Annotated in this window: 16 protein-coding genes and 1 pseudogene; 10 read left to right on the forward strand and 7 right to left on the reverse strand. The window is 73.4% G+C overall.

The features are described 5' to 3' along the window. Window positions 1–179: 179 nt before the first annotated feature. The 4 genes from SRB17_RS36000 (at window position 180) to fxsA (ending at window position 4,289) form a co-directional block, all read left to right on the forward strand. Window positions 180–620 carry an Lrp/AsnC family transcriptional regulator gene (locus tag SRB17_RS36000; RefSeq protein ID WP_069782031.1) on the forward strand — a complete coding sequence of 147 codons (441 nt, stop codon included), beginning with the start codon at window positions 180–182 and terminating at the stop codon, window positions 618–620. 62 nt (window positions 621–682) lie between these two features. Then, window positions 683–2,293 (forward strand): amidohydrolase, encoded by a 1,611-nt coding sequence (locus SRB17_RS36005; protein ID WP_153544795.1) that lies wholly within the window; start codon window positions 683–685, stop codon window positions 2,291–2,293. A 559-nt stretch (window positions 2,294–2,852) separates the two neighbouring features. Continuing rightward, on the forward strand, window positions 2,853–3,650 hold the full coding sequence (locus tag SRB17_RS36010; RefSeq protein ID WP_323376837.1) for a polyprenol monophosphomannose synthase: 798 nt from the start codon (window positions 2,853–2,855) through the stop codon (window positions 3,648–3,650). Window positions 3,651–3,737: 87 nt separating this feature from the next. Next, window positions 3,738–4,289: an FxsA family membrane protein gene (gene fxsA, locus SRB17_RS36015; protein WP_153544799.1), complete on the forward strand. Its 552-nt coding sequence runs from the start codon at window positions 3,738–3,740 to the stop codon at window positions 4,287–4,289. Between the two features lie 82 nt (window positions 4,290–4,371). Here fxsA and SRB17_RS36020 read toward each other — a convergent pair whose 3' ends face one another. The 4 genes from SRB17_RS36020 to SRB17_RS36035 all read right to left on the reverse strand — a co-directional run bounded on the left by SRB17_RS36020 (window position 4,372) and on the right by SRB17_RS36035 (window position 7,861). Beyond that, entirely contained in the window at window positions 4,372–4,746 is a 375-nt protein-coding gene (locus SRB17_RS36020; protein WP_003977404.1) for an RNA polymerase-binding protein RbpA, read from the reverse strand. 278 nt (window positions 4,747–5,024) lie between these two features. Continuing rightward, window positions 5,025–6,371, reverse strand: coding sequence for an MFS transporter (locus SRB17_RS36025; RefSeq protein WP_323376841.1), 1,347 nt, complete (start codon window positions 6,369–6,371; stop codon window positions 5,025–5,027). 63 nt (window positions 6,372–6,434) lie between these two features. Beyond that, a complete protein-coding gene (locus SRB17_RS36030; RefSeq protein WP_323376842.1) occupies window positions 6,435–7,211 on the reverse strand; it encodes a glycerophosphodiester phosphodiesterase in 777 nt (258 codons plus the stop codon). Beyond that, window positions 7,208–7,861, reverse strand: coding sequence for a hypothetical protein (locus SRB17_RS36035; protein WP_323376844.1), 654 nt, complete (start codon window positions 7,859–7,861; stop codon window positions 7,208–7,210). Before SRB17_RS36035 ends, SRB17_RS36030 begins: the two co-directional genes overlap by 4 nt. 102 nt (window positions 7,862–7,963) lie before the next feature. On the opposite strand from SRB17_RS36035, the gene SRB17_RS36040 reads away from it, so the two are divergent. Beyond that, window positions 7,964–9,475 (forward strand): PLP-dependent aminotransferase family protein, encoded by a 1,512-nt coding sequence (locus SRB17_RS36040; RefSeq protein ID WP_153544803.1) that lies wholly within the window; start codon window positions 7,964–7,966, stop codon window positions 9,473–9,475. Window positions 9,476–9,657: 182 nt separating this feature from the next. Here SRB17_RS36040 and SRB17_RS36045 read toward each other — a convergent pair whose 3' ends face one another. Both SRB17_RS36045 and SRB17_RS36050 read right to left on the reverse strand, forming a co-directional pair. Continuing rightward, window positions 9,658–11,262 carry a hypothetical protein gene (locus SRB17_RS36045; RefSeq protein WP_323376845.1) on the reverse strand — a complete coding sequence of 535 codons (1,605 nt, stop codon included), beginning with the start codon at window positions 11,260–11,262 and terminating at the stop codon, window positions 9,658–9,660. A gap of 40 nt (window positions 11,263–11,302) precedes the next feature. Further along, window positions 11,303–11,497 (reverse strand): hypothetical protein, encoded by a 195-nt coding sequence (locus SRB17_RS36050; protein WP_153544805.1) that lies wholly within the window; start codon window positions 11,495–11,497, stop codon window positions 11,303–11,305. Between the two features lie 311 nt (window positions 11,498–11,808). Here SRB17_RS36050 and SRB17_RS36055 point away from each other — a divergent pair, with 311 nt between their 5' ends. The 5 genes and pseudogenes from SRB17_RS36055 to SRB17_RS36075 all read left to right on the forward strand — a co-directional run. Then, the gene (locus tag SRB17_RS36055; protein ID WP_153544807.1) at window positions 11,809–12,201 is read left to right on the forward strand and encodes an ankyrin repeat domain-containing protein; all 393 of its coding nucleotides are present in this window, start codon (window positions 11,809–11,811) and stop codon (window positions 12,199–12,201) included. Between the two features lie 301 nt (window positions 12,202–12,502). Continuing rightward, complete coding sequence (locus SRB17_RS36060) at window positions 12,503–13,921, forward strand: HEAT repeat domain-containing protein (protein ID WP_153544809.1); 1,419 nt, start codon at window positions 12,503–12,505, stop codon at window positions 13,919–13,921. Window positions 13,922–14,095: 174 nt separating this feature from the next. Beyond that, on the forward strand, window positions 14,096–15,223 hold the full coding sequence (locus tag SRB17_RS36065; protein ID WP_153544811.1) for a glycosyltransferase family 4 protein: 1,128 nt from the start codon (window positions 14,096–14,098) through the stop codon (window positions 15,221–15,223). Continuing rightward, window positions 15,220–16,395 (forward strand): glycosyltransferase, encoded by a 1,176-nt coding sequence (locus SRB17_RS36070; RefSeq protein ID WP_153544813.1) that lies wholly within the window; start codon window positions 15,220–15,222, stop codon window positions 16,393–16,395. Before SRB17_RS36065 ends, SRB17_RS36070 begins: the two co-directional genes overlap by 4 nt. Next, window positions 16,392–17,225 (forward strand): annotated as a pseudogene (locus tag SRB17_RS36075) (SGNH/GDSL hydrolase family protein); the annotation flags it as partial. The gene SRB17_RS36070 and the pseudogene SRB17_RS36075, both read left to right, overlap by 4 nt. Before the next feature lie 1,016 nt (window positions 17,226–18,241). Here the strand turns inward: SRB17_RS36075 and SRB17_RS36080 are convergent. Continuing rightward, entirely contained in the window at window positions 18,242–19,081 is an 840-nt protein-coding gene (locus SRB17_RS36080; protein ID WP_153544815.1) for a putative hydro-lyase, read from the reverse strand. Between the last annotated feature and the right edge of the window lie 64 nt (window positions 19,082–19,145).

A 19,145-nucleotide genomic window follows, 5' to 3' on the forward strand; every position in this document is an offset into this window, starting at 1 on the left:
TCCGCCCTCGGCGGTAATCACGAGAACGTCACGGAGCCCGTTCGGTGTGTGTGGCCTTCGTCACATGCCGTGTGCAGGTGCCCACTGCGGGCCTTATGCGCTGCTTTTTGTATCGAACCGGCCATGACCTGCGCTCTCGGCTATCCGAGGAGATCAAGCGCACTGTAGGTTCTGACGCCATGGAGGAGCTGGACCGACAGATCGTGCAGCTGCTCGTCAAGGACGGGCGGATGAGCTACACCGACCTGGGCAAGGCCACAGGCCTGTCCACGTCCGCCGTGCACCAGCGGGTGCGCCGGCTGGAACAGCGTGGCGTCATCCGCGGTTATGCCGCGGTCGTCGACCCCGAGGCCGTCGGGCTGCCGCTCACCGCGTTCATCTCGGTGAAACCGTTCGACCCCAGCGCCCCCGACGACATCTCGGACCGCCTCGCCGGCGTCCCCGAGATCGAGGCCTGCCACAGCGTCGCCGGCGACGAGAACTACATCCTCAAGGTGCGGGTGGCGACACCGCACGAGCTGGAAGAGCTGCTGGCGAGGCTGCGGAGCCTGGCGGGCGTCTCGACGCGGACCACGGTGGTCCTGTCGACGCCGTACGAGGCACGGCCGCCGCGGATCTGATCACTGCCTTTCGGCACGCCCCAGGTGCAGCGCCTCCCCGGCGGCAGGGGAAACTGTCCGCTATGAGCGACCGCACCGCCGACCCCCAGCCCCCCGAGACCGTCCTCCTGCGCCGAGGAGAGGTGCACAGCCCCGCGGACCCCTTCGCCACGGCGATGGTGGTGGAGCGCGGCCACGTCGCCTGGGTCGGCTCGGAGGGTGCCGCCGATGCCTTCGCCGACGGCGTGGACGAGGTGATCGACCTCGACGGCGCCCTGGTGACCCCGGCCTTCACCGATGCCCATGTGCACACCACGGCCACCGGCCTGGCCCTGACCGGCCTGGACCTGTCCGGCGCCGCCACCCTGGACGCGGCCCTCGCCCTGGTCCGCGACTTCGCCGCCGCCCGCCCGGACGACCGCGTCCTGCTCGGCCACGGCTGGGACGCCGCCCGCTGGCCCGGCGGCCGCCCGCCGACCCGCGCCGAACTCGACGCGGCCACCGGTGGGCGCCCGCTGTACCTCTCCCGCATCGACGTGCACTCGGCGGTCGTCACCACGGCGCTGTTCGACCTCGTGCCCGCTCTGGCGCCGGTGGACGGACCCTTGACCGCCGACGCCCACCACGCCGTACGCGAGGCCGCCCTCGCCGCGATCACCCCGGCCCAGCGCGCCGAGGCCCAGCGCACCGCGCTCGCCCGGGCGGCCTCCGTCGGGATCGGCTCGGTGCACGAGTGCGGCGGCCCGCGGATCTCCTCCGAGGACGACTTCACCGGCCTGCTGAAGCTCGCCGCCGAGGTGCCGGGCCCCCGGGTCGTCGGCTACTGGGCCGAACAGAACGTCGAGAGGGCACGGGACCTCGGCGCCGTGGGGGCGGCGGGCGACCTCTTCGCCGACGGCGCCCTCGGCTCGCACACCGCCTGTCTGCACGAGCCGTACGCCGACGCCGGTCACACCGGCACCGCCTATCTGGACGCCACGGCCGTCGCCGCCCATGTCGTCGCCTGCACCGAGGCGGGCCTGCAGGCCGGCTTCCACGCCATCGGCGACGCCGCCGTGACGGCCGTGGTGGAGGGAGTGCGCGCCGCGGCGGAGAAGCTCGGCCTCGCCCGGATCCGCGCCGCACGGCATCGCGTCGAGCACGCCGAGATGCTGACCCCCGAGACCGTCGCCGGCTTCGCCGAGCTGGGCCTGATCGCCTCTGTGCAGCCCGGCTTCGACGCGCTGTGGGGCGGTGCGGACGGCATGTACGCCCGTCGGCTGGGCGCCGAGCGGGCCCGCACCCTCAACCCCTTCGCGGCCCTGCTGCGCGCCGGTGTGCCCCTCGCCTTCGGCTCCGACAGCCCGGTCACCCCGCTCGACCCGTGGGGCACCGTCCGCGCCGCCGCGTTCCATCACACGCCCGAGCACCGGGTCTCCGTCCGGGCCGCCTTCACGGCGCACACGCGCGGCGGCTGGCGGGCCGTGGGCCGGGACGAGGCCGGCGTCCTGGTGCCGGGCGCACCCGCCGACTACGCGGTCTGGCGCACCGACGAGCTGGTCGTCCAGGCCCCGGACGACCGGGTGGCCCGCTGGTCGACGGACCCGCGCTCCGGCACGCCCGGCCTGCCGGACCTCACCCCCGGCCGTGACCTGCCGGTCTGCCTGCGCACCGTGGTGGGCGGACGGACGGTGTTCGTACGGCCGGGCGAGTGATCTACGGGGGTGGCGCGGCGGCGATCGCTCGCCGCCGCTTTGCCGCCCGACCTGCGCATCCTCCCCGGAACTTGCGCCATCCGTGCCGTTGTCGCAGGCCAGAGGGCTGTTGACAGTCGACGGCCGGGGGCCGGTAGGTTCGGCCGAGTCCACCACCGGACGCCCGACCGGGGAACGTTCGCCCCACTCGTCGCAGCGCTGCTGGGTCAGGGACGGTGTGCCGCACCGGGGCACCGTCGCTTGGGAGCCAGGCTCAGCGCCCGCGCCGCCGAGGGAACGTTCCGGCCGGTCGGCAAGGTGTGACCCGGGTGGGGCCCGTGCGCTCAGTAGACAACGGCTTTCGGTCGATCCGCAGCCAGCGGGTCCCAGGTCGGCCCGAAGGGCGCCGGGCCCCCATCCGTCGTGGTGGGAGAGCGGCCCCGGCGTGCCGTGAAGGTGCCGAAAAACGCATTCTTACCCCACTCTTGTGGAATCGACACCACCAATGGCAGGAGTCGGGACGTCATACCAGGCGGCGGCCACTATGGTGGACGCCTGCGTACGACCAGAAGGGGCAGCAGTGAACGACGGCGACGGGACCCGCGCGGCCAAGGCTCAGGGGAGGCAGTTCGGTCCGCTCGGCACGGCCTTGGTGATCATTCCGACCTACAACGAGGCGGAGAACATCAAGACCATCGTCGGCCGGGTGCGCAAGGCCGTCCCCGACGCGCACGTGCTGATCGCGGACGACAACAGCCCGGACGGCACCGGCAAGCTCGCCGACGAGCTGGCGGCCGAGGACGAGCACGTCCAGGTGATGCACCGCAAGGGCAAGGAGGGCCTGGGCGCCGCCTACCTCGCGGGCTTCCGCTGGGGCCTGGAGCACGACTACGGCGTGCTGATCGAGATGGACGCCGACGGCTCCCACCAGCCCGAGGAGCTGCCCCGCCTGCTGACCGCCCTCAAGAGCGCCGACCTGGTGCTCGGCTCCCGCTGGGTGCCCGGCGGCCGCGTGGTGAACTGGCCCAAGTCCCGCGAGTTCATCTCCCGCGGCGGCAGCCTCTACTCCCGGCTCGCCCTCGACCTGCCGCTGCGCGACATCACCGGTGGATACCGCGCCTTCCGCCGCGAGACCCTGCAGGGTCTGGGCCTGGAGGAGGTCGCCTCACAGGGCTACTGCTTCCAGGTCGACCTGGCCCGTCGCGCGGTCAAGGCCGGCTACCACGTGGTCGAGGTGCCGATCACCTTCGTCGAGCGGGAACTCGGCGACTCCAAGATGAGCAAGAACATCCTCATCGAGGCGCTGTGGCGGGTCACCGCCTGGGGTGCCGAAGAGCGGGTCGCCAAGCTCACCGGCAAGAACAAGCGGGGCAAGTAGTCCCCGCCGGCGGCGGCCGGACATCCGTCGGCGGCGGCCGGACATCCCCTTATCCCGCGCTGAGCAGCCGCCAGGCACACTGGGGGCATGACGACTGGCGCTCCGACCTCTCCGTACACCGCCCGGCCCCGGCGCTCGCGGCTGCGCAGATATCTGCCGCTGGGCATCGCCGCGTGGCTGGTGCTGGAGATCTGGCTGCTGACCCTGGTCGCCGGCGCGGCGGGAGGGCTCGCCGTGTTCCTGCTGCTCGTGGCGGGTCTCGTGACCGGCTCCGTGGTCATCAAACGGGCCGGCCGCCGCGCCTTCCAGAGCCTGAACGAGGCGCTGCAGCGGGGCGGCTCGCCGGAGCGCGGCGGCGGCAACGGCCTGATGATGCTCGGCGGTCTGCTGCTGATGATCCCGGGAGTGGTCTCCGACGCGGCCGGCCTGCTCCTGCTGCTGCCGCCGGTGCAGAAGGCCGTGAGCCGGTACGCGGAGAACGCCCTGGACAAGAGGCTGCGCACGGCGACCCCGGGCAGCCTCGGCGACGCCTTCCAGCAGGCCCGTATGCACCGTCCCGACGGCAAGGTGGTGCAGGGCGAGGTAGTCCGTGAGGACCGGCCCGAGCCCGGGGAGCAGTGGCCGCCGCTGACGCGGTGAACCCGCCCGCTCCCGGGCACAGCACAACCGCGGGCGCCGTACGTCGACCTCACGTACGGCGCCCGCGGTTTTCGTATGCGCGTTATGCGGACTTACGGCTGTCCCGAGGGTGAACGGCGATGTTCATCGCCCCCGAGCGCAGAACAGCCAGGCGCTCCTCGAGGACCTCTTCGAGCTCCTCACGGGTGCGCCGCTCCATCAGCATGTCCCAGTGGGTACGCGCGGGCTTGGCCTTCTTCTCTTCAGGGCCGTCGCCGTCGACGAGGAGTGCCTGGGCTCCGCAGACCTTGCACTCCCACTCCGGCGGGATCTCCGCCTCGACCGAGAAGGGCATCTCGAACCGGTGCCCCTTCTCGCATGCGTACTCCACGGCCTGGCGCGGGGCCAGGTCGATACCGCGGTCCGTCTCGTAGCTGGTCACTACGAGGCGCGTACCGCGAAGAGCTCGCTCACTCATGAATCGTGCCTCCCGGGCTTGTCGCCCACAGGACAGGTGTCGCTGTCGTCGTCATCCGGTCAACGTCCGGTCGGCGGTAAAGATTCCCGTTCCGTGTCCCGTTCCGGGTCATGCGTCGCCGTCGTAGCCGCCCCTTGTTCTACCCACCGGCGCCCGGTTTGTCACATCTGCTAGCAGATGTCACCCAGCGTTTCGGCATCTTTGACGCGCAGTAACGGTACGCCTGGCAGGCCAAAGGCGTACACTACCGCCCTTTCGCGTTGAACGCTAAATCGGTGCTAAATCTTCTCCGGAACCGGGTTGCCCGCCTCGCCGATCGCCCGCCGCACCGGGACGCGCGCCAGCAGCACGAAGCCGATGACGAAGAAGGCCACCAGCGAGATGATCGCGGACCGATAGCTTCCGGTCAGCTGGTAGGTCATGCCGAACAGCAGCGGCCCGAGCCAGCTCATCCCGCGGTCGCTCAGTTCGTACGCCGAGAAGTACTCGGCCTCCTTGCCGGGCGGCACGAGATGCGAGAACAGCGACCGGGACAGCGCCTGGCTGCCGCCGAGGACCAGCCCGATCCCGGCGGCCAGCACGAAGAAGAACACCGGTGCCTTCGCGGGCAGGAAGTATCCGGCCGCCAGGGTGACCGTCCACGCCACCAGCGAGCCCAGAACCGTCCGCTGGGCACCGTACGTCCGCGCCAGCCGTCCCATCGCCAGTGCCCCGGCCACGGCCAGCACCTGCACCAGCAGCACGGCCACGATGAGCGTCGACTGGGAGAGTCCCAGTTCCTGCGAGCCGTAGACGGAGGCCTGGGTGATCACCGTCTGGATGCCGTCGTTGTAGATGAGGTACGCCAGCAGGAAGGCGAGCGTCAGCGGGTGCCGCCGCATGTCCCGGACCGTCGCCGTCAGCTGCCGGAGCCCGGGTGCCGAGGCGCGCTCCACGCGCGTGTGCCGGTCGCGCAGCCTGCGCAGCGGTACGAGCGTGAAGGCGCCCCACCACAGGCCCGCCGAGGCCAGGCAGACGCGGACGGCGGCCGTCTCGGTCAGGCCGAAGGAGCCGTGCGCCGAGTACAGGACGAGGTTGGCGACCAGGACCGTGGAACCCGCGGCGTAGCCGAAGGCCCAGCCCCGTGAGGAGACCGCGTCGCGCTCCTCGGGCGGGGCGATCTGCGGCAGATAGGAGTTGTAGAGCATCATCCCGACGGACTGCGCCGCGTTGGCCACCACCAGCAGCGCCCCGCCGAGCAGGTACCGGTCGCCGTCCAGGAAGAACATGCCCGTGGTGGCGGCTGCCCCGGTGTACGCCGCGGCCGCGAGCAGCGGCTTCTTGCGGCCGGTGCGGTCGGCCACGCTGCCCACGAGCGGCATCACCACGACCGCGAGGATCACCGACAGGGACACCGAGTAGGCGAAGAAGGAGCCCGCCCGGACCGGGACGCCCAGCGGATGCACATAGCCGTCGGCGTCCGCGGCCCGCTCGGCGACCGCGGTGAGATAGGGCCCCAGGAAGACCGTCACCACGCTCGTCGAATAGACCGAGCAGGCCCAGTCGTAGAAGTACCAGCCGCGCTGCTCGCGCCGGAGGCCGGCGGTGTCGTCCGCAGCGTCCCTCCGCACGGTGTCCGTGCTCACCCGTGCCCTCGCTTCCCCGCTCAACTGCCCAAGTGCGAAGGCCCGGGCCGGGCGGCCGGGTGGTCAGACCCAGGCGCCGCGCTCCTCCATGACCTTGCGCAACGTGTCGATGTGATCGGTCATGATGCCATCGACTCCCAGGTCCAGGAGCCGGTGCATGCGCGCGGGTTCGTTGATCGTCCACACGTGCACCTGCAGCCCGCGCGCGTGGGCTGCGCGGACGAACCGGTGGTCGACCACCGGGACGCCCGACTGGGCCTCGGGCACCTGCGCGGCGACGGCGGACCGGCGCACGGCGGCCGGCAGACCCCAGGAGCGCAGCCGCAGGTTCAGCACCCCCCGGGTGCCGAACGAGGTGGCCAGCTTCGGCCCGGCCAGCCGCTGCGCACGCAGCACGCGGGCCTCGGAGAACGAGCCCACGCAGACCCGGTCCCAGGCGCCGGTGCGCTCGATCAGCTCCAGGAAGGGGCGCAGGGCCGGCTCCGCCTTGATGTCGACGTTCCAGCGGACCTCGGGGAAGGTCTCCAGCAGCTCCTCGAACAGCGGCACCGGTTCCCGGCCGGCCACGCGCGCGTGCCGTACGTCTTCCCACGGCAGGTCCGCGATGCGCCCCGCACCGTCCGTGACCCGGTCCAGCGTCGAGTCGTGGAAGGCGACGAGCCGGCCGTCGGCCGTGGCGTGCACGTCGGTCTCGATGTAGCGGTATCCCATCTCGACGGCGCGCCGGAACTGCAGCGCGGTGTTCTCCAGCCCGTCGGCGGCCCCGCCGCGGTGGGCGAAGGCGATCGGGCCGGGATGGTCGAGGTAGGGATGGCGTATGGCCGGTGTCGGGAGGGTCACCCAGGCAGTATGGCCCCCTCCGGTGTCGCGGCGGCAACGACCGTACTGCCGTCCGATGCCGCCGGGACGGCGAACACCCGCAGGAACAACTGCGCCAGTGGCCCGATGGACGCCGCGTACAGCACGGTGCCGACGCCGATGGTGCCGCCCAGCAGGAACCCGGTGACCACCACCGCGACCTCGATCCCGGTCCGCATGAGCCGGACGGAGCGGCCGGTGCGCCGGTGCAGCCCGGTCATCAGGCCGTCACGGGGACCCGGACCGAAGCGTGCCGCGATGTAGAGGCCGGTGGCCACGCCGTTCAGCGTGATCCCCGCGAGCAGCAGCGGAACGCGCACGGCGAGGGAGTGTGCGTCCGGGACGAGGGCCAGCGTGCCGTCCATGGCGAGGCCGATGACGAAGACGTTCGAGACCGTGCCGAGCCCGGGGCGCTGGCGCAGCGGGATCCACAGCAGCAGCACCGCCGCTCCCACGATGATCGACACCACACCGATGGTCAGCCCGGTGAGCTCGGCGAGGCCCTGGTGCAGCACGTTCCAGGGCTCCAGGCCCAGGTCCGCTTCGACGAGCAGGGCGGAACTCGCGCCGTAGAGCACGAGCCCGGCGTACAGCTGGATCAACCGTCGTCCGAGACGGCGTCGAGTGGACACGAAGTACCCCCCTGGGTGGTGGCGGTGGCCTGACCCGTGTCACTCTGTGGCTTGAGATGGACGGCCATCCATGGCCAATTCGGGGAAGGTGGACTGATCGTCATGGCGCAGTGGACCTCTGCGATGGGGGCCGCGCAGCTCGCCCGGCTCCTCACGTCCCAGCAGGACCGCCCGGCCGGCCCCGGCACCCGCCGTCCGCCCGCCTACCGCGCCCTCGCCGACGGCATCCGGCTGCTGGTGCTCGAAGGACGTGTCCCGGTGGCCGCCCGCCTGCCCGCCGAACGCGAACTCGCCCTCGCGCTGTCCGTGAGCCGTACGACCGTCGCGGCCGCGTACGAGGCGCTGCGCGGCGAGGGCTTCCTGGAGTCCCGGCGCGGCGCCGGCAGCTGGACCGCCGTACCGGCCGGCAACCCGCTGCCCGCCCGTGGTCTGGAACCCCTGCCCCCCGAGGCCCTGGGCTCGATGATCGACCTCGGCTGCGCCTCGCTCCCGGCCCCCGAGCCATGGCTGACCCGCGCCGTGCGGGGCGCCCTGGAGGAACTGCCGCCGTACGCCCACACGCACGGCGACTACCCGGCCGGCCTGCCCGCGCTGCGCTCGATGATCGCCGAGCGCTACACCGCGTGCGGGATCCCCACCATGCCCGAGCAGATCATGGTGACGACCGGCGCGATGGGCGCCATCGACGCGATCTGCCATCTCTTCGCCGGGCGCGGCGAGCGGATCGCCGTCGAGTCCCCGTCCTACGCCAACATCCTCCAGTTGATGCGGGAGGCCGGCGCCCGTCTGGTGCCCGTCGCGATGGCCGAGGGCCTGTCCGGCTGGGACCTGGACCGCTGGCGGCAGGTCCTGCGCGAGGCCGCGCCCCGCCTCGCGTACGTCGTCGCCGACTTCCACAACCCCACCGGCGCGCTCGCCGACGAGGACCAGCGGCGCCGACTGGTGGACGCGGCGCGCTCGGCCGGCACCGTGCTCGTCGCCGACGAGACGATGACCGAGCTGTGGCTGGACGAGGGGCTCGCGGACGGCGGGATGCCGCGCCGGGTGTGCGCCTTCGACCCGGCCGGCTCGACCGTCATCACGGTCGGCTCGGCGAGCAAGGCGTTCTGGGCGGGCATGCGGATCGGCTGGGTACGGGCGGCTCCGGACGTCATCCGCAGCCTGGTCGCCGCACGGGCGTACGCCGACCTCGGTACGCCGGTGCTGGAACAGCTGGCCGTCAACTGGCTGTTCAGTACGGGGGGTTGGGAACAGGCGGTGGAGCTGCGCCGGGCCCAGGCCCGCGAGAACCGGGAGGCGCTGGTGGCGGCGATCCGGCGCGAGCTGCCGGCATGGGAGTTCAGCGTCCCGAGCGGCGGTCTGACCCTCTGGGTCCGCGCCGGCGGCCTGTCCGGCTCCCGGCTCGCCGAGGCGGGCGAGCGGACCGGCGTCCGCGTCCCGTCCGGCCCGCGCTTCGGCGTGGACGGCGCGTTCGAGGGCTATCTCCGGCTGCCGTTCACCGTCGGCGGGGCGGTGGCGGACGAGGCGGCGGCCCGGCTGTCCGCCGCGGTCCGCCTGGTGGAGACGGGAGCCACGGGGGGCGGCGTGGAGGCGCAGGGCACGTTTGTGGCGTAGGCCGGGCGCCCCAATGGCTCGGGGCACCGGGTTCTTCGGCGACTGCGGGCGCGTGGGGGCTTGTCGCGCCGTTCCCCGCGCCCCCGGGGAGCTGCAGCCGGAGGGCCCTGAAGGGGCGCGGGGAACTACGCGAACGGCCACGACGGCCCCGCACCCGGCAGTAAACCCGAACCCCAACGGCGCTACCCCGCGGCCTCCGCAGCCACCGCCGGCTTCGTGAGATCCGTCGGCTCCGGAGCCTCCGTCGGCTGAGCCCCCACGGCAGTGGCCCGCGCCGGCAGCAACTCCAGCACCGCCTGCCGGTCTGCGTCGCTGGTCGCGTCGTCGTACGGATCCGGCGTACGCGGCACCTGGAGCCGGTGCACCGGACCCGACCCCAGCCGCGCGTACCCCCGCCCCGGCGGCACATGCCCGAGCGGTGTCGTGTGCGGTGGGGCGCCCAGCACCGCCTCCACCTGCCGAGGCGCCGCGGGCCCGAGCACGACACGCGCGCGTGTGTGCTGCCGTACCGCGTCGCTCAAGGTCTCCGCGCTGTCGAACTGCTCGGCCACCACGACGGTCACGTTGGCCGCGCGGCCGTGCCGCAGCGGCACGGCGAGCAGCGCCTGCGGGTCCTTGCGGCCGTCCGTCTCGGCGAGGTGGGCGAAGACGGACGGGCGGTCCAGCATGATCCACAGTGGGCGGCGGGCGTCGGCCGGCGGCGGGTCGCCCGCCTGCCTGGCCAGGTTGACGGCGATGAGCCGCCGCTCGGTCTCCTGCGCCGCCCACTCCAGGCTCGCCAGCGCCCCGGGCAATGCGCACTCCACGGCCAGCACGCCGTCCCGGCCGGTCAGGCACGCGTACTCGCCGGTGCCGCCGCCGTCGACGATCAGGACGTCGCCGTGCTGGAGGGCCTGCAGGGCGATGGAGCGCAGCAGGGTCGAGGTGCCGCTGCCGGGGTGGCCCATGGCCAGCAGGTGCGGCTCGGTGGAGCGGATGCCGGTGCGCCACACGACCGGCGGCACGTCGATCTGTTCCTCTCCGTAGGAGAGGGGGAGCGTGCGCTGGACCTCACTGGGGTCGGTGAAGCCGAGGACGGTCTCGCCGGGCGCGGTGACGAAGTGCTGGGCGGGGATGTCGGCGGGCAGTGGAGGCAGCACGGTGACCGTGAGCTGGTTGCCCTCCTCGTCCCAGGCGAAGTGGTACTCGCGTCCCCGGCCGGCCTTCGCGGTGAGCAACTGCTCGATCCGCATGCGGGCCTCGGACTCGCCGTCCGGGAAGTAGGCGGGGTAACGGATCACGAGCTGGCCGACGCGCCCGGCGTCGTCGAACTCGTAGGTGATGAAGGCCGTTTCCCACTCCCCGCCGTGCGCGTAGAGCGGCGCCGGGTCCTCGGCGCTGGAGAAGTACGGCACCAGGGCCTCGTAGAGGGACTGGAGGCGTTCGCTCTGGCACTCGTCGGGCCCCTCGGGGACCGGCGGGGTGTGGTCACGGCCCTGCCAGGCTGCCGCCGCCATCACGGTGATGACGGCGAGCAGCGGCCCGTACGGCATCAGCGCCACGGCCAGGATCACGGAAGCCACGAGGAACAGCAGCGGCCCGCGCTTGTCCTGGGGTGTGTCCGCCCATCTGCGCCGCCCGGCCGAGGCCAGCCGACGCAGCCCGCGCGTGACGGTGATCAGCGGGTGGAGGACATCGGTCGCGCTGTCGGCCGCCGTCCGGGCCAGTTCCCGGCTCCGGGCGAGCTGCGTCCGGGCGATCTGGGCGCTGTCCTTGCTCAGAATGCGGGGGAGAGGGCGCCGGGCCACTGCTGTCTCCTGGTGGTGCGTGCGGGTGGGACGGCCGGGGTCAGAACTTGATGCCCCCCAGGAGGCTCGCCAGGCTCTCGCCGCCGGCCTTGATGCTCGGGGCGATGCCCGTGTTGGCGAGATAGAAGCCGAACAGGGCGGTGACCGTGGCGTGCGAGCCCTTGAGCCCGTCCTTGCGGAAGAACAGGAAGACGACGACGCCGAGAATGAGCACGCCGGACATGGAGAGGATCATTTGAGGCCTCCTGGTGTCGAGGGGGGACAGTCACCATGAGTTCTTCCAGGATCACAGGATGTATCCATATGATTAAAGGTGCAACTGGGTGAATTACGGTTGATTTCACCCGGTCGGCAGAGCGGTTCACGGCCCGGCTGGGCCGGTCGGTTGCCTCCGGTGGGGGCTGTCCGTGATCTTTGCCGCGGACACATCGGGTCATGTGCCGCGCGAGCCAGTACCCTGGCGATTCACTCGTACGGCCGCGTTCCGCTCTCGCTGCCGTACGCTCCCTGAAGTCCCCGAAGTTCGCAGGAGAGGCGGTCCCGCCGATGAGTGAAGCCCCCGACCCCGAGGTCGTGGAGCTGGCGACCAAGATCTTCGATCTGGCCCGGCAGGGGCAGACCGAGGCACTCGTGGCGTACGTCGACGCCGGCGTTCCGGCCAACCTCACCAACGACCGCGGCGACTCCCTGGTGATGCTCGCCGCCTATCACGGCCACGCCGAAGCGGTGCGCGCCCTGCTCGCCCGGGGCGCCGCGGCGGACCAGGTCAACGACCGAGGCCAGACCCCGCTCGCGGGCGCGGTCTTCAAGGGCGAGGCGGACGTGATCAAGGCCCTCCTGGAGGGCGGAGCCGACCCCGCCGCGGGCACGCCGTCGGCCGTCGACACCGCCCGTATGTTCGGCAAGACGGAACTCCTGGAGCTGTTCGGCGCGCACTGACGCGCCTTTCCTGAGCAGGTACGACACGGAAAACGGGGGAGGCGGTAAAGGGCCGCCGGAAATACGGTCGCGGCAGCGCGAACGGCCGGGTCATCATGACGACGTGATTCACGGACGCGATGGCTGGGCAGGCGTTGCCGCACCGCGCGGGCCGTGATGCGGTCCGCATGGGCCACCGACGAGAGGCAGAGAGAGATGGTCTTCAGCAAGCACGAGACGGCGGGCGCTCCGACGTTGTGTCACGCGGCCAGGTAATGCGTGTTTCCCGGTTGCGTCGACGCTTGATGTGAGGCTGTTTCCCATGTTCGATCCGGTCATAGCGCCCAGCGGTACGCTGCTCGGCCTGCTCCAGCGAGGCCGCGGCGACGGCACGCTGCACGCGCTCACCGCCCCGCGCGCCGAAGCCCTCGCGGCCCTGGACCACTGTGTACTGCGCGATCCCCGCCACGACTGGCAGGTGGAGAACCGCTCCCTCTACTACGCCCGGCTCTACCTCGACCTGAACGGCGAGCTGGACGCGATCGAGGCGCACCTCTTCGACCCCGAGGACGTCCTCGACACCGACGAGTCCCGCACCGGCCTCGCCCTGGCCGTCCTCGGGCATCTCGCGTCCTACGGCAGGCGGGACGCACTCGAACTGCTGCGCCGGTACGCCGCCCACGGCTCCAACTGGGCCTGGGCCCTGGACGAGCTGGCCCTCAGGGACGACGACGCGGGCCTGCGCGCCCTCGCCGCGCCCGTTCTGGCCCGCTTCCCCGCCGACCCCGAGGGGGAGGCCGAGCTGGCCGCCGCCGTACGCGACGCCTTCGAGCCGAGGCCATGGCGCCTGTGGGCGAAGGATCCGCGCGAATCGATCGCCACACGCGTGCGTGCCGCCCAGGAGACCGGCTGTTTCGACCGCTGGCAGCGGCAGATGCGGCCCACCGGCCCCCGGCCGGGATGGAGCGTGCGCGCCGTCTTCGAATGGGCGCAGCAGGGCATGGACCGCGGCGCCGCCCTCCACGTCCCGGCCGCCCGCTGTCTGGTCGCCGTGGCCGGCCCCGAGGACCGGCCGGAGATCGTCCAGGCCGCCCGGACGGGCATCGACGGCGCCCGCTGCACCGCGCTGCGCTATCTCGCCGACAGCAACGACCCCGAGGCGCTCGACCTGATCGAGGCGGCCGTCGCCGACGGCACGACCGTCGTCGTGGAGGCCGCCGTCGACGCCTTCGAACGGATGTGCAGCATCACCGCCGTCGAGCGTGCCCGCCGCTGGGCCCAGCGCCCCGACGCGCTCGGTGCCGCCGCCGGACGCATGCTCGCCTGCCGCGGCGGCGCCCAGGACCGCGACCTCGTGCTCGGCGCCCTCCGCGAGGCCGTACGGGGCGAGGGACCGGACGCGCCCACGCTGTGGACCCTCGTCGACGGCGCCGGGCGTCTCGGCATCGCCTGCGCCGCCCCCGTTCTGCGCCACGTCTACCGCGAGACGGCCTCCTCCCATCTCCGCGGCCGCGCCGCCCGCGCCCTGGCCGCCACCGACCCCTCCTTCGCCACCGGCTTCGCCGTCGAATGCCTGTGGGACTGCGAGGAGACCACCCGCGAAGTCGCCGCCCGGCACGCCGAGACCGGTGACGCGCGGGTCGTCGAGCGCCTGCGCCGCCTGGCCGCCGATCCGGCCGAGGAGGCGGAGGTACAGACGGCGGTACGCAGCCGCTTCGGACCCGACGCCGCTCTCGGCTGACCCCCGCCCCGGGCGGACGACCGCCCGCCGGGTGAACACCGGGTGTCCCGCAGGTCAGGCGGTCATGACGGCCGTCTGACCTGCGTGGGTGTGCAGCTCAACGCTCACAGGACGTTCTCCGGGCGGAAAGATCGAAGTTGACGCGGCCACGTCCTGCGCGGCGACAACACCCGTATGCGTGTCGTCATCGTGACCGAATCCTTTCCCCCCGATGTGAACGGCGTGGCCCACTGCGCGCTCCAGACCGCCCGGCACCTCGTAGATCGCGGTCACCATCCGCTCGTCGTCGCCCCCGCCCCCGCTCCCGGCAGCGGACCGGACACGGACGCCCCGTGCCCGGTCGTCCGGATCCCCTCCCTCCCGCTCCCCGGCTACCCCCAGGTCCGCGTCGCCCTCCCCAGCCGACGGCTCGCCGCGGCGCTCGTCCAACACCGCGCCGACGTGGTCCATCTCGCCAGCCCCTTCGTCCTCGGCGTGCGCGGCATGGCCGCCGCCGCCAAGCTCGGCATCCCTGCCGTCGCCGTCTACCAGACCGACCTGGCCGGTTACGCCCGCACCTACATGGGTGCCGGCGAGGCGGCCGCGTGGCGCCGGATCCGCTCCGTGCACGCCGCCGCCGACCGCACCCTCGCCCCCTCCAGCGCCGCCCTGAGCGACCTGGAGACGCACGGCGTGCCCCGGGTCCGGCTGTGGCCGCGCGGCGTGGACACCGTACGTTTCCGGCCAGATCTGCGCGACGAGGCACTGCGTCGCGAACTCGCCCCGAACGGCGAGCTGATCGTCGGCTACGTCGGCCGGCTCGCCCCCGAGAAGCACGTCGAACTCCTCGCCGGTGCCTGCGGCCTGGACGGCGTCAAGGTCGTGGTCGTCGGCGACGGGCCCAGCCACGCCCATCTCACCGAGGCCCTGCCCGGTGCCGTCTTCCTCGGCCGCCGCACCGGCGGCGACCTCGCCCGGATCTTCGCCTCGCTGGACCTGTTCGTGCACACCGGCCCCTTCGAGACGTTCTGCCAGACCGTCCAGGAGGCCATGGCCAGCGGAGTCCCGGTCGTCGCGCCCGCCGCCGGCGGCCCGCTCGACCTGGTCGCCCACGGCCGCACCGGATACCTGGTCCCGCCGCGCGACGCCGTCGCCGTGCAGGAGGCCGTCCGGGAACTGGCCGCCAACCCGGCCCGGCGGGCCGCGTTCGGCGCCGCCGCGCGCGCGATGGTCGAGGGCCGCACCTGGGCCGCCGTCGGCGACCAGCTGATCGCCCACTACGACGACGTGCTCGCGGCGCGGAAGACGGCGGTGGCGGCATGACCGGCCACTCCCTGCGCATCGTCCGGCTCGCCAACTTCGTCGCCCCGGCCTCCGGCGGCCTGCGCACCGCACTGCGCGAGCTGGGCAAGGGCTTCAAGGCGGCGGGCCACGACCCCGTCCTGATCGTGCCCGGCGAACGGCACACCGACCGCGACACCGAGCAGGGCCGCGTCATCACCCTCCCCGGCCCCCTCCTGCCCGGCACCGGTGGCTACCGCGTCCTGACCGACAAGCGGCGCGTGGCCGCCCTCCTGGAAGAGCTGGCCCCGGACCGCCTGGAGGTCTCCGACCGCACGACCCTGCGCTGGACCGGCCGCTGGGCCCGCCGCGCGCGCGTGCCCGCCGTGATGGTCTCCCACGAGACCGCCGACGGCGTGCTGCGCACCTGGGGCCTGCCCGAGCACCTCTCCCGGCGCGCCGCCGACGCGCTCAACACCCGTACCGCGCACGTCTACTCACGGGTGGTGTGCACCACCGAGTTCGCCGAGCGCGAGTTCGTGCGCATCGGCGCGCGCAACGTCGTACGCGCCCCCCTGGGCGTCGACCTGACGGAACGCCACCCCACGCTGCGCGACCCGGGCCTGCGCGCCCTGCACGCGCGCGGGGACGAGGCGCTGCTCGTGATGTGCTCCCGGCTGTCCGTCGAGAAGCGGCCCGGGACCGCGCTGGACGCCCTGGACGCGCTGATACGGCGCGGGCGCCGGGCGGTGCTCGTGGTGGCCGGGGACGGGCCGCTCAGGGCCCGGCTCGAGCAGCGCGCGCGGGAGCACGGGCTGCCCGTGACCTTCCTCGGGCACGTCTCCGACCGGGCCGCGCTCGGCGCCCTCCAGGCGAGTGCGGACATCGCCCTCGCGCCCGGGCCCGCCGAGACCTTCGGGCTCGCCGCCCTGGAGGCCATGGCGTGCGGCACGCCCGTCGTGGCGAGCAGATCGTCCGCGCTGTCCGAGGTCATCGGCTCCGCCGGGGCGACCGCGGCCGACCACGGCGAGGCGTTCGCGGACGCCGTGGAACTGCTCCTGGACCGTGGCGAGCATGCACGCCGGGAGGCGGCACGCGCGCGAGCGGAGTGCTTCGGCTGGGGTGCGGCCGTGGAGGCGTTCCTCGCGGCCCACGACGCGGAGGTGCTCCGCCCGACCGGGGTCCGTCGCACCGTGCCGGAGGGCGTGGCATGAGCCCCGTCCGCTTCGTCGCCCTCGGGGACTCGCTCACCCAGGGCGTGGGCGACCCCGCGGGGGACGGCTGGCGGGGCTGGGCCGCGCTGCTGGCGCCCTCCCTCGCCGAGACCGCCGACGCCGTGGAGTTCACCAACCTCGCGGTCAGCGGTGCGCAGACCCGTGACGTGCTGGAGCGGCAGACTCCGGCCGCCCTCGTACTCCGTCCCGACCTGGTGTCGGTGGTGATCGGCGTCAACGACACACTGCGCCGCACCTTCGACATCCAGGCGGTGGCCGCCCATCTCGACGCGGTCTACGCGGCCTTCACCCGCGAGGGCGCCACCCTGCTCACCGCCTGCCTGCCCGACCCCGGCGCGATGCTGGGACTGCCCAGTGCTCTGGCCCGTCCGCTGGCCCGCCGGCTGCGGGCCGTCAACACGGTCGTCCACGCGCTGTCCGAGCGCTACGGTGCCGTCCACCTGCACGCCACGGACGGTTCCTGGATCACCGACCGGGACCTGTGGAGCGCCGACCGGCTGCACCCGGGCGAGCGCGGCCACCGGCAGCTCGCCGTCCGCTTCCACGCCCTGCTCTCCGAGGCGGGCCGTCCGACCGGACAACCGCCGTCCCCCGAACCGGAGTTCCCCGCGCCCACCCGGGCGGCGAGCCTGCTGTGGCTCGCCACGGCGGGCACGGCCTGGGTGGCCCGGCGCTGCAAGGACCTGCTGCCCCAGCTGCTGCGCCTGGCCGCCGACGAGCTGCACCACCGGGCCCGGGGCACCAGCGCCCGCCTCGACCTGAGTGCCTCGGCGGCGGCGTCCGCGGCCCTGGCCGCCCTGACGGAGGCCCCCACCCAGGACGCCGAGGCTCAGCGGCGCCCTGCAGCCACGAACACACCGGGGACACCGAGCCCGACGGCGCCGACCGGCTCCGAAACGGCCCGCGCTGCGACGGTCGCCGGTGCAGCCGGAGCTGCGACGGTCGCTGGTTCTGTCCTGGCTTCGAAGGTCGCTGGCTCTGCCTGTGTTGCGACGGTCGCTGGTCCCGCCCGCGCTTCGACGGTCACTGGGGCGGCCGGAGCGGCGAGGCCGGGGGTGGTGGTCGGTGCGGCTGGTGAAGTGAGGCCTGCGGTGGTGGTCGGTGCGGCCACGGTGCCGGACACGGGCGGCCAGGCCGGCGTGCCTGGTGTGGCGCGCGTGGTCCGGGCGGTCGGCCTGGCCGGTGACGCGAGGTCGGGGGTGGCGGTTCGTGCCGCCACGGTCCCGGAGCCGGATACGCCTGGAGAGGCCGCGGCGCCAGGTGCGGTCGGCGCGGCCTCGTCGGTCGGCGCCGCCTGTGGGGCGAGGCAGGCGGTGCCTGCGGCCAGGGTGGCAGATTCGGGCTGTCCGGTTCCGGCGCCCTGTGCGGTCGGCGCGGCCTCGGCGGTGGGTGCGGCCTGTGCGGCCACGGTGCCGGATACGGCTTGCGCAGGCATCGGCCCGCAGGCGGCGCGAACCACAACGGTCACCGGGTAGTTCCGGCGGTCGGAGGGCCGCCCGAGAGACCGCCGGGCGCCCGTCCGACGGGCCCGGATCGCGCCGACGAGCGGGCCTCCCCGGGGAGTTCCCCTGGCGGGGCCCGCTTCGGTGTCGGCGCCTTGGTAGTCGGCCGGCGCGGGCGTCGCAGCGGGGAAGTCGAGCACGCGCGCGTGGCACAGGTCCGTCTTTGTCTCCTCCGCCGCACCGGTACGAGCGGTGCCGTGCCCGGGGCGTGTCGCGGTGGCCTGCTTGCCGGGGGGCGGCGGGCGGGTCACGGGAGCGCGCCGCGTGGTCGCACCGCACACGGAAGGATCACGTCCGTCGCGCGGAGGCCGACCCCGGCGGCCTCAGACGATGCCGACCAGCCGGTACTGCTCGTCGCGGGCGTCGGTCAGGAGCATCTGGCCGGGGGCGTGGGTGATGGCGAACGGCGGCCGGGAGGCCATCACCGCCGCCTGCGGGGTCACACCACAGGCCCAGAACACCGGGATGTCACCGGGCGCGGCGGTCACCGGCTCGCCGAAGTCGGGGCGGGCCAGATCCTCGACACCGAGGCCCGCGGGGTCTCCGCAGTGCACCGGCCCGCCGTGCACGGCCGGCAACAGGCTGCTCTCCCGGATCGCGGACCGGATGTGCTCCGCCGGCACCGGCCGCATGGACACCACCATCGGCCCGCGCAGCCGCCCGGCCGCCCGGCACGGGCGCGTGGTGACGTACATCGGCACGTTGCGACCCTGCTCGACGTGCCGGATCGGCACCCCCGCCCGGGCGAGCGCCCACTCGAAGGTGAAGCTGCAGCCGAGCAGGAACGACACCAGGTCGTCCCGCCAGTGCGCGCGCACGTCGGTGGGCTCCTCGACCAGCTCGCCGTCCCGCCACACCCGGTAGCGCGGCAGATCCGTGCGCAGGTCGGCGCCCTCGGCCAGGACGGTCGACGTGGAGCCGGCGTCCGTGACGTCCAGCAGTGGGCACGGCTTGGGATTGCGCTGGCAGAACAGCAGCATGTCGTACGCCCAGTCGGCCGGTACCGAGATCAGGTTGGCCTGGGTGTGGCCCGCGGCGACACCGGAAGTCGGGCCCGCGAGGCCGTCCCGGAAGCGGGCCCGGGCGGTTTCCGGGGTCCACGCGTGCGCGTGCTCCTCGACTGCCGTGACGGGGAGGTCCTCGGTACGTGGTGTCTGTGTCATGCCGGCTCCTCGGGACGTGAGCAATGCCGTCCCGGGCACGGTAGAGGATCGTTCAACGATCCTT

Origin of the sequence: Streptomyces sp. RB17 (assembly GCF_009604455.1) — a bacterium.
In the GTDB taxonomy this organism is placed as follows: Bacteria; Actinomycetota; Actinomycetes; order Streptomycetales; family Streptomycetaceae; genus Streptomyces.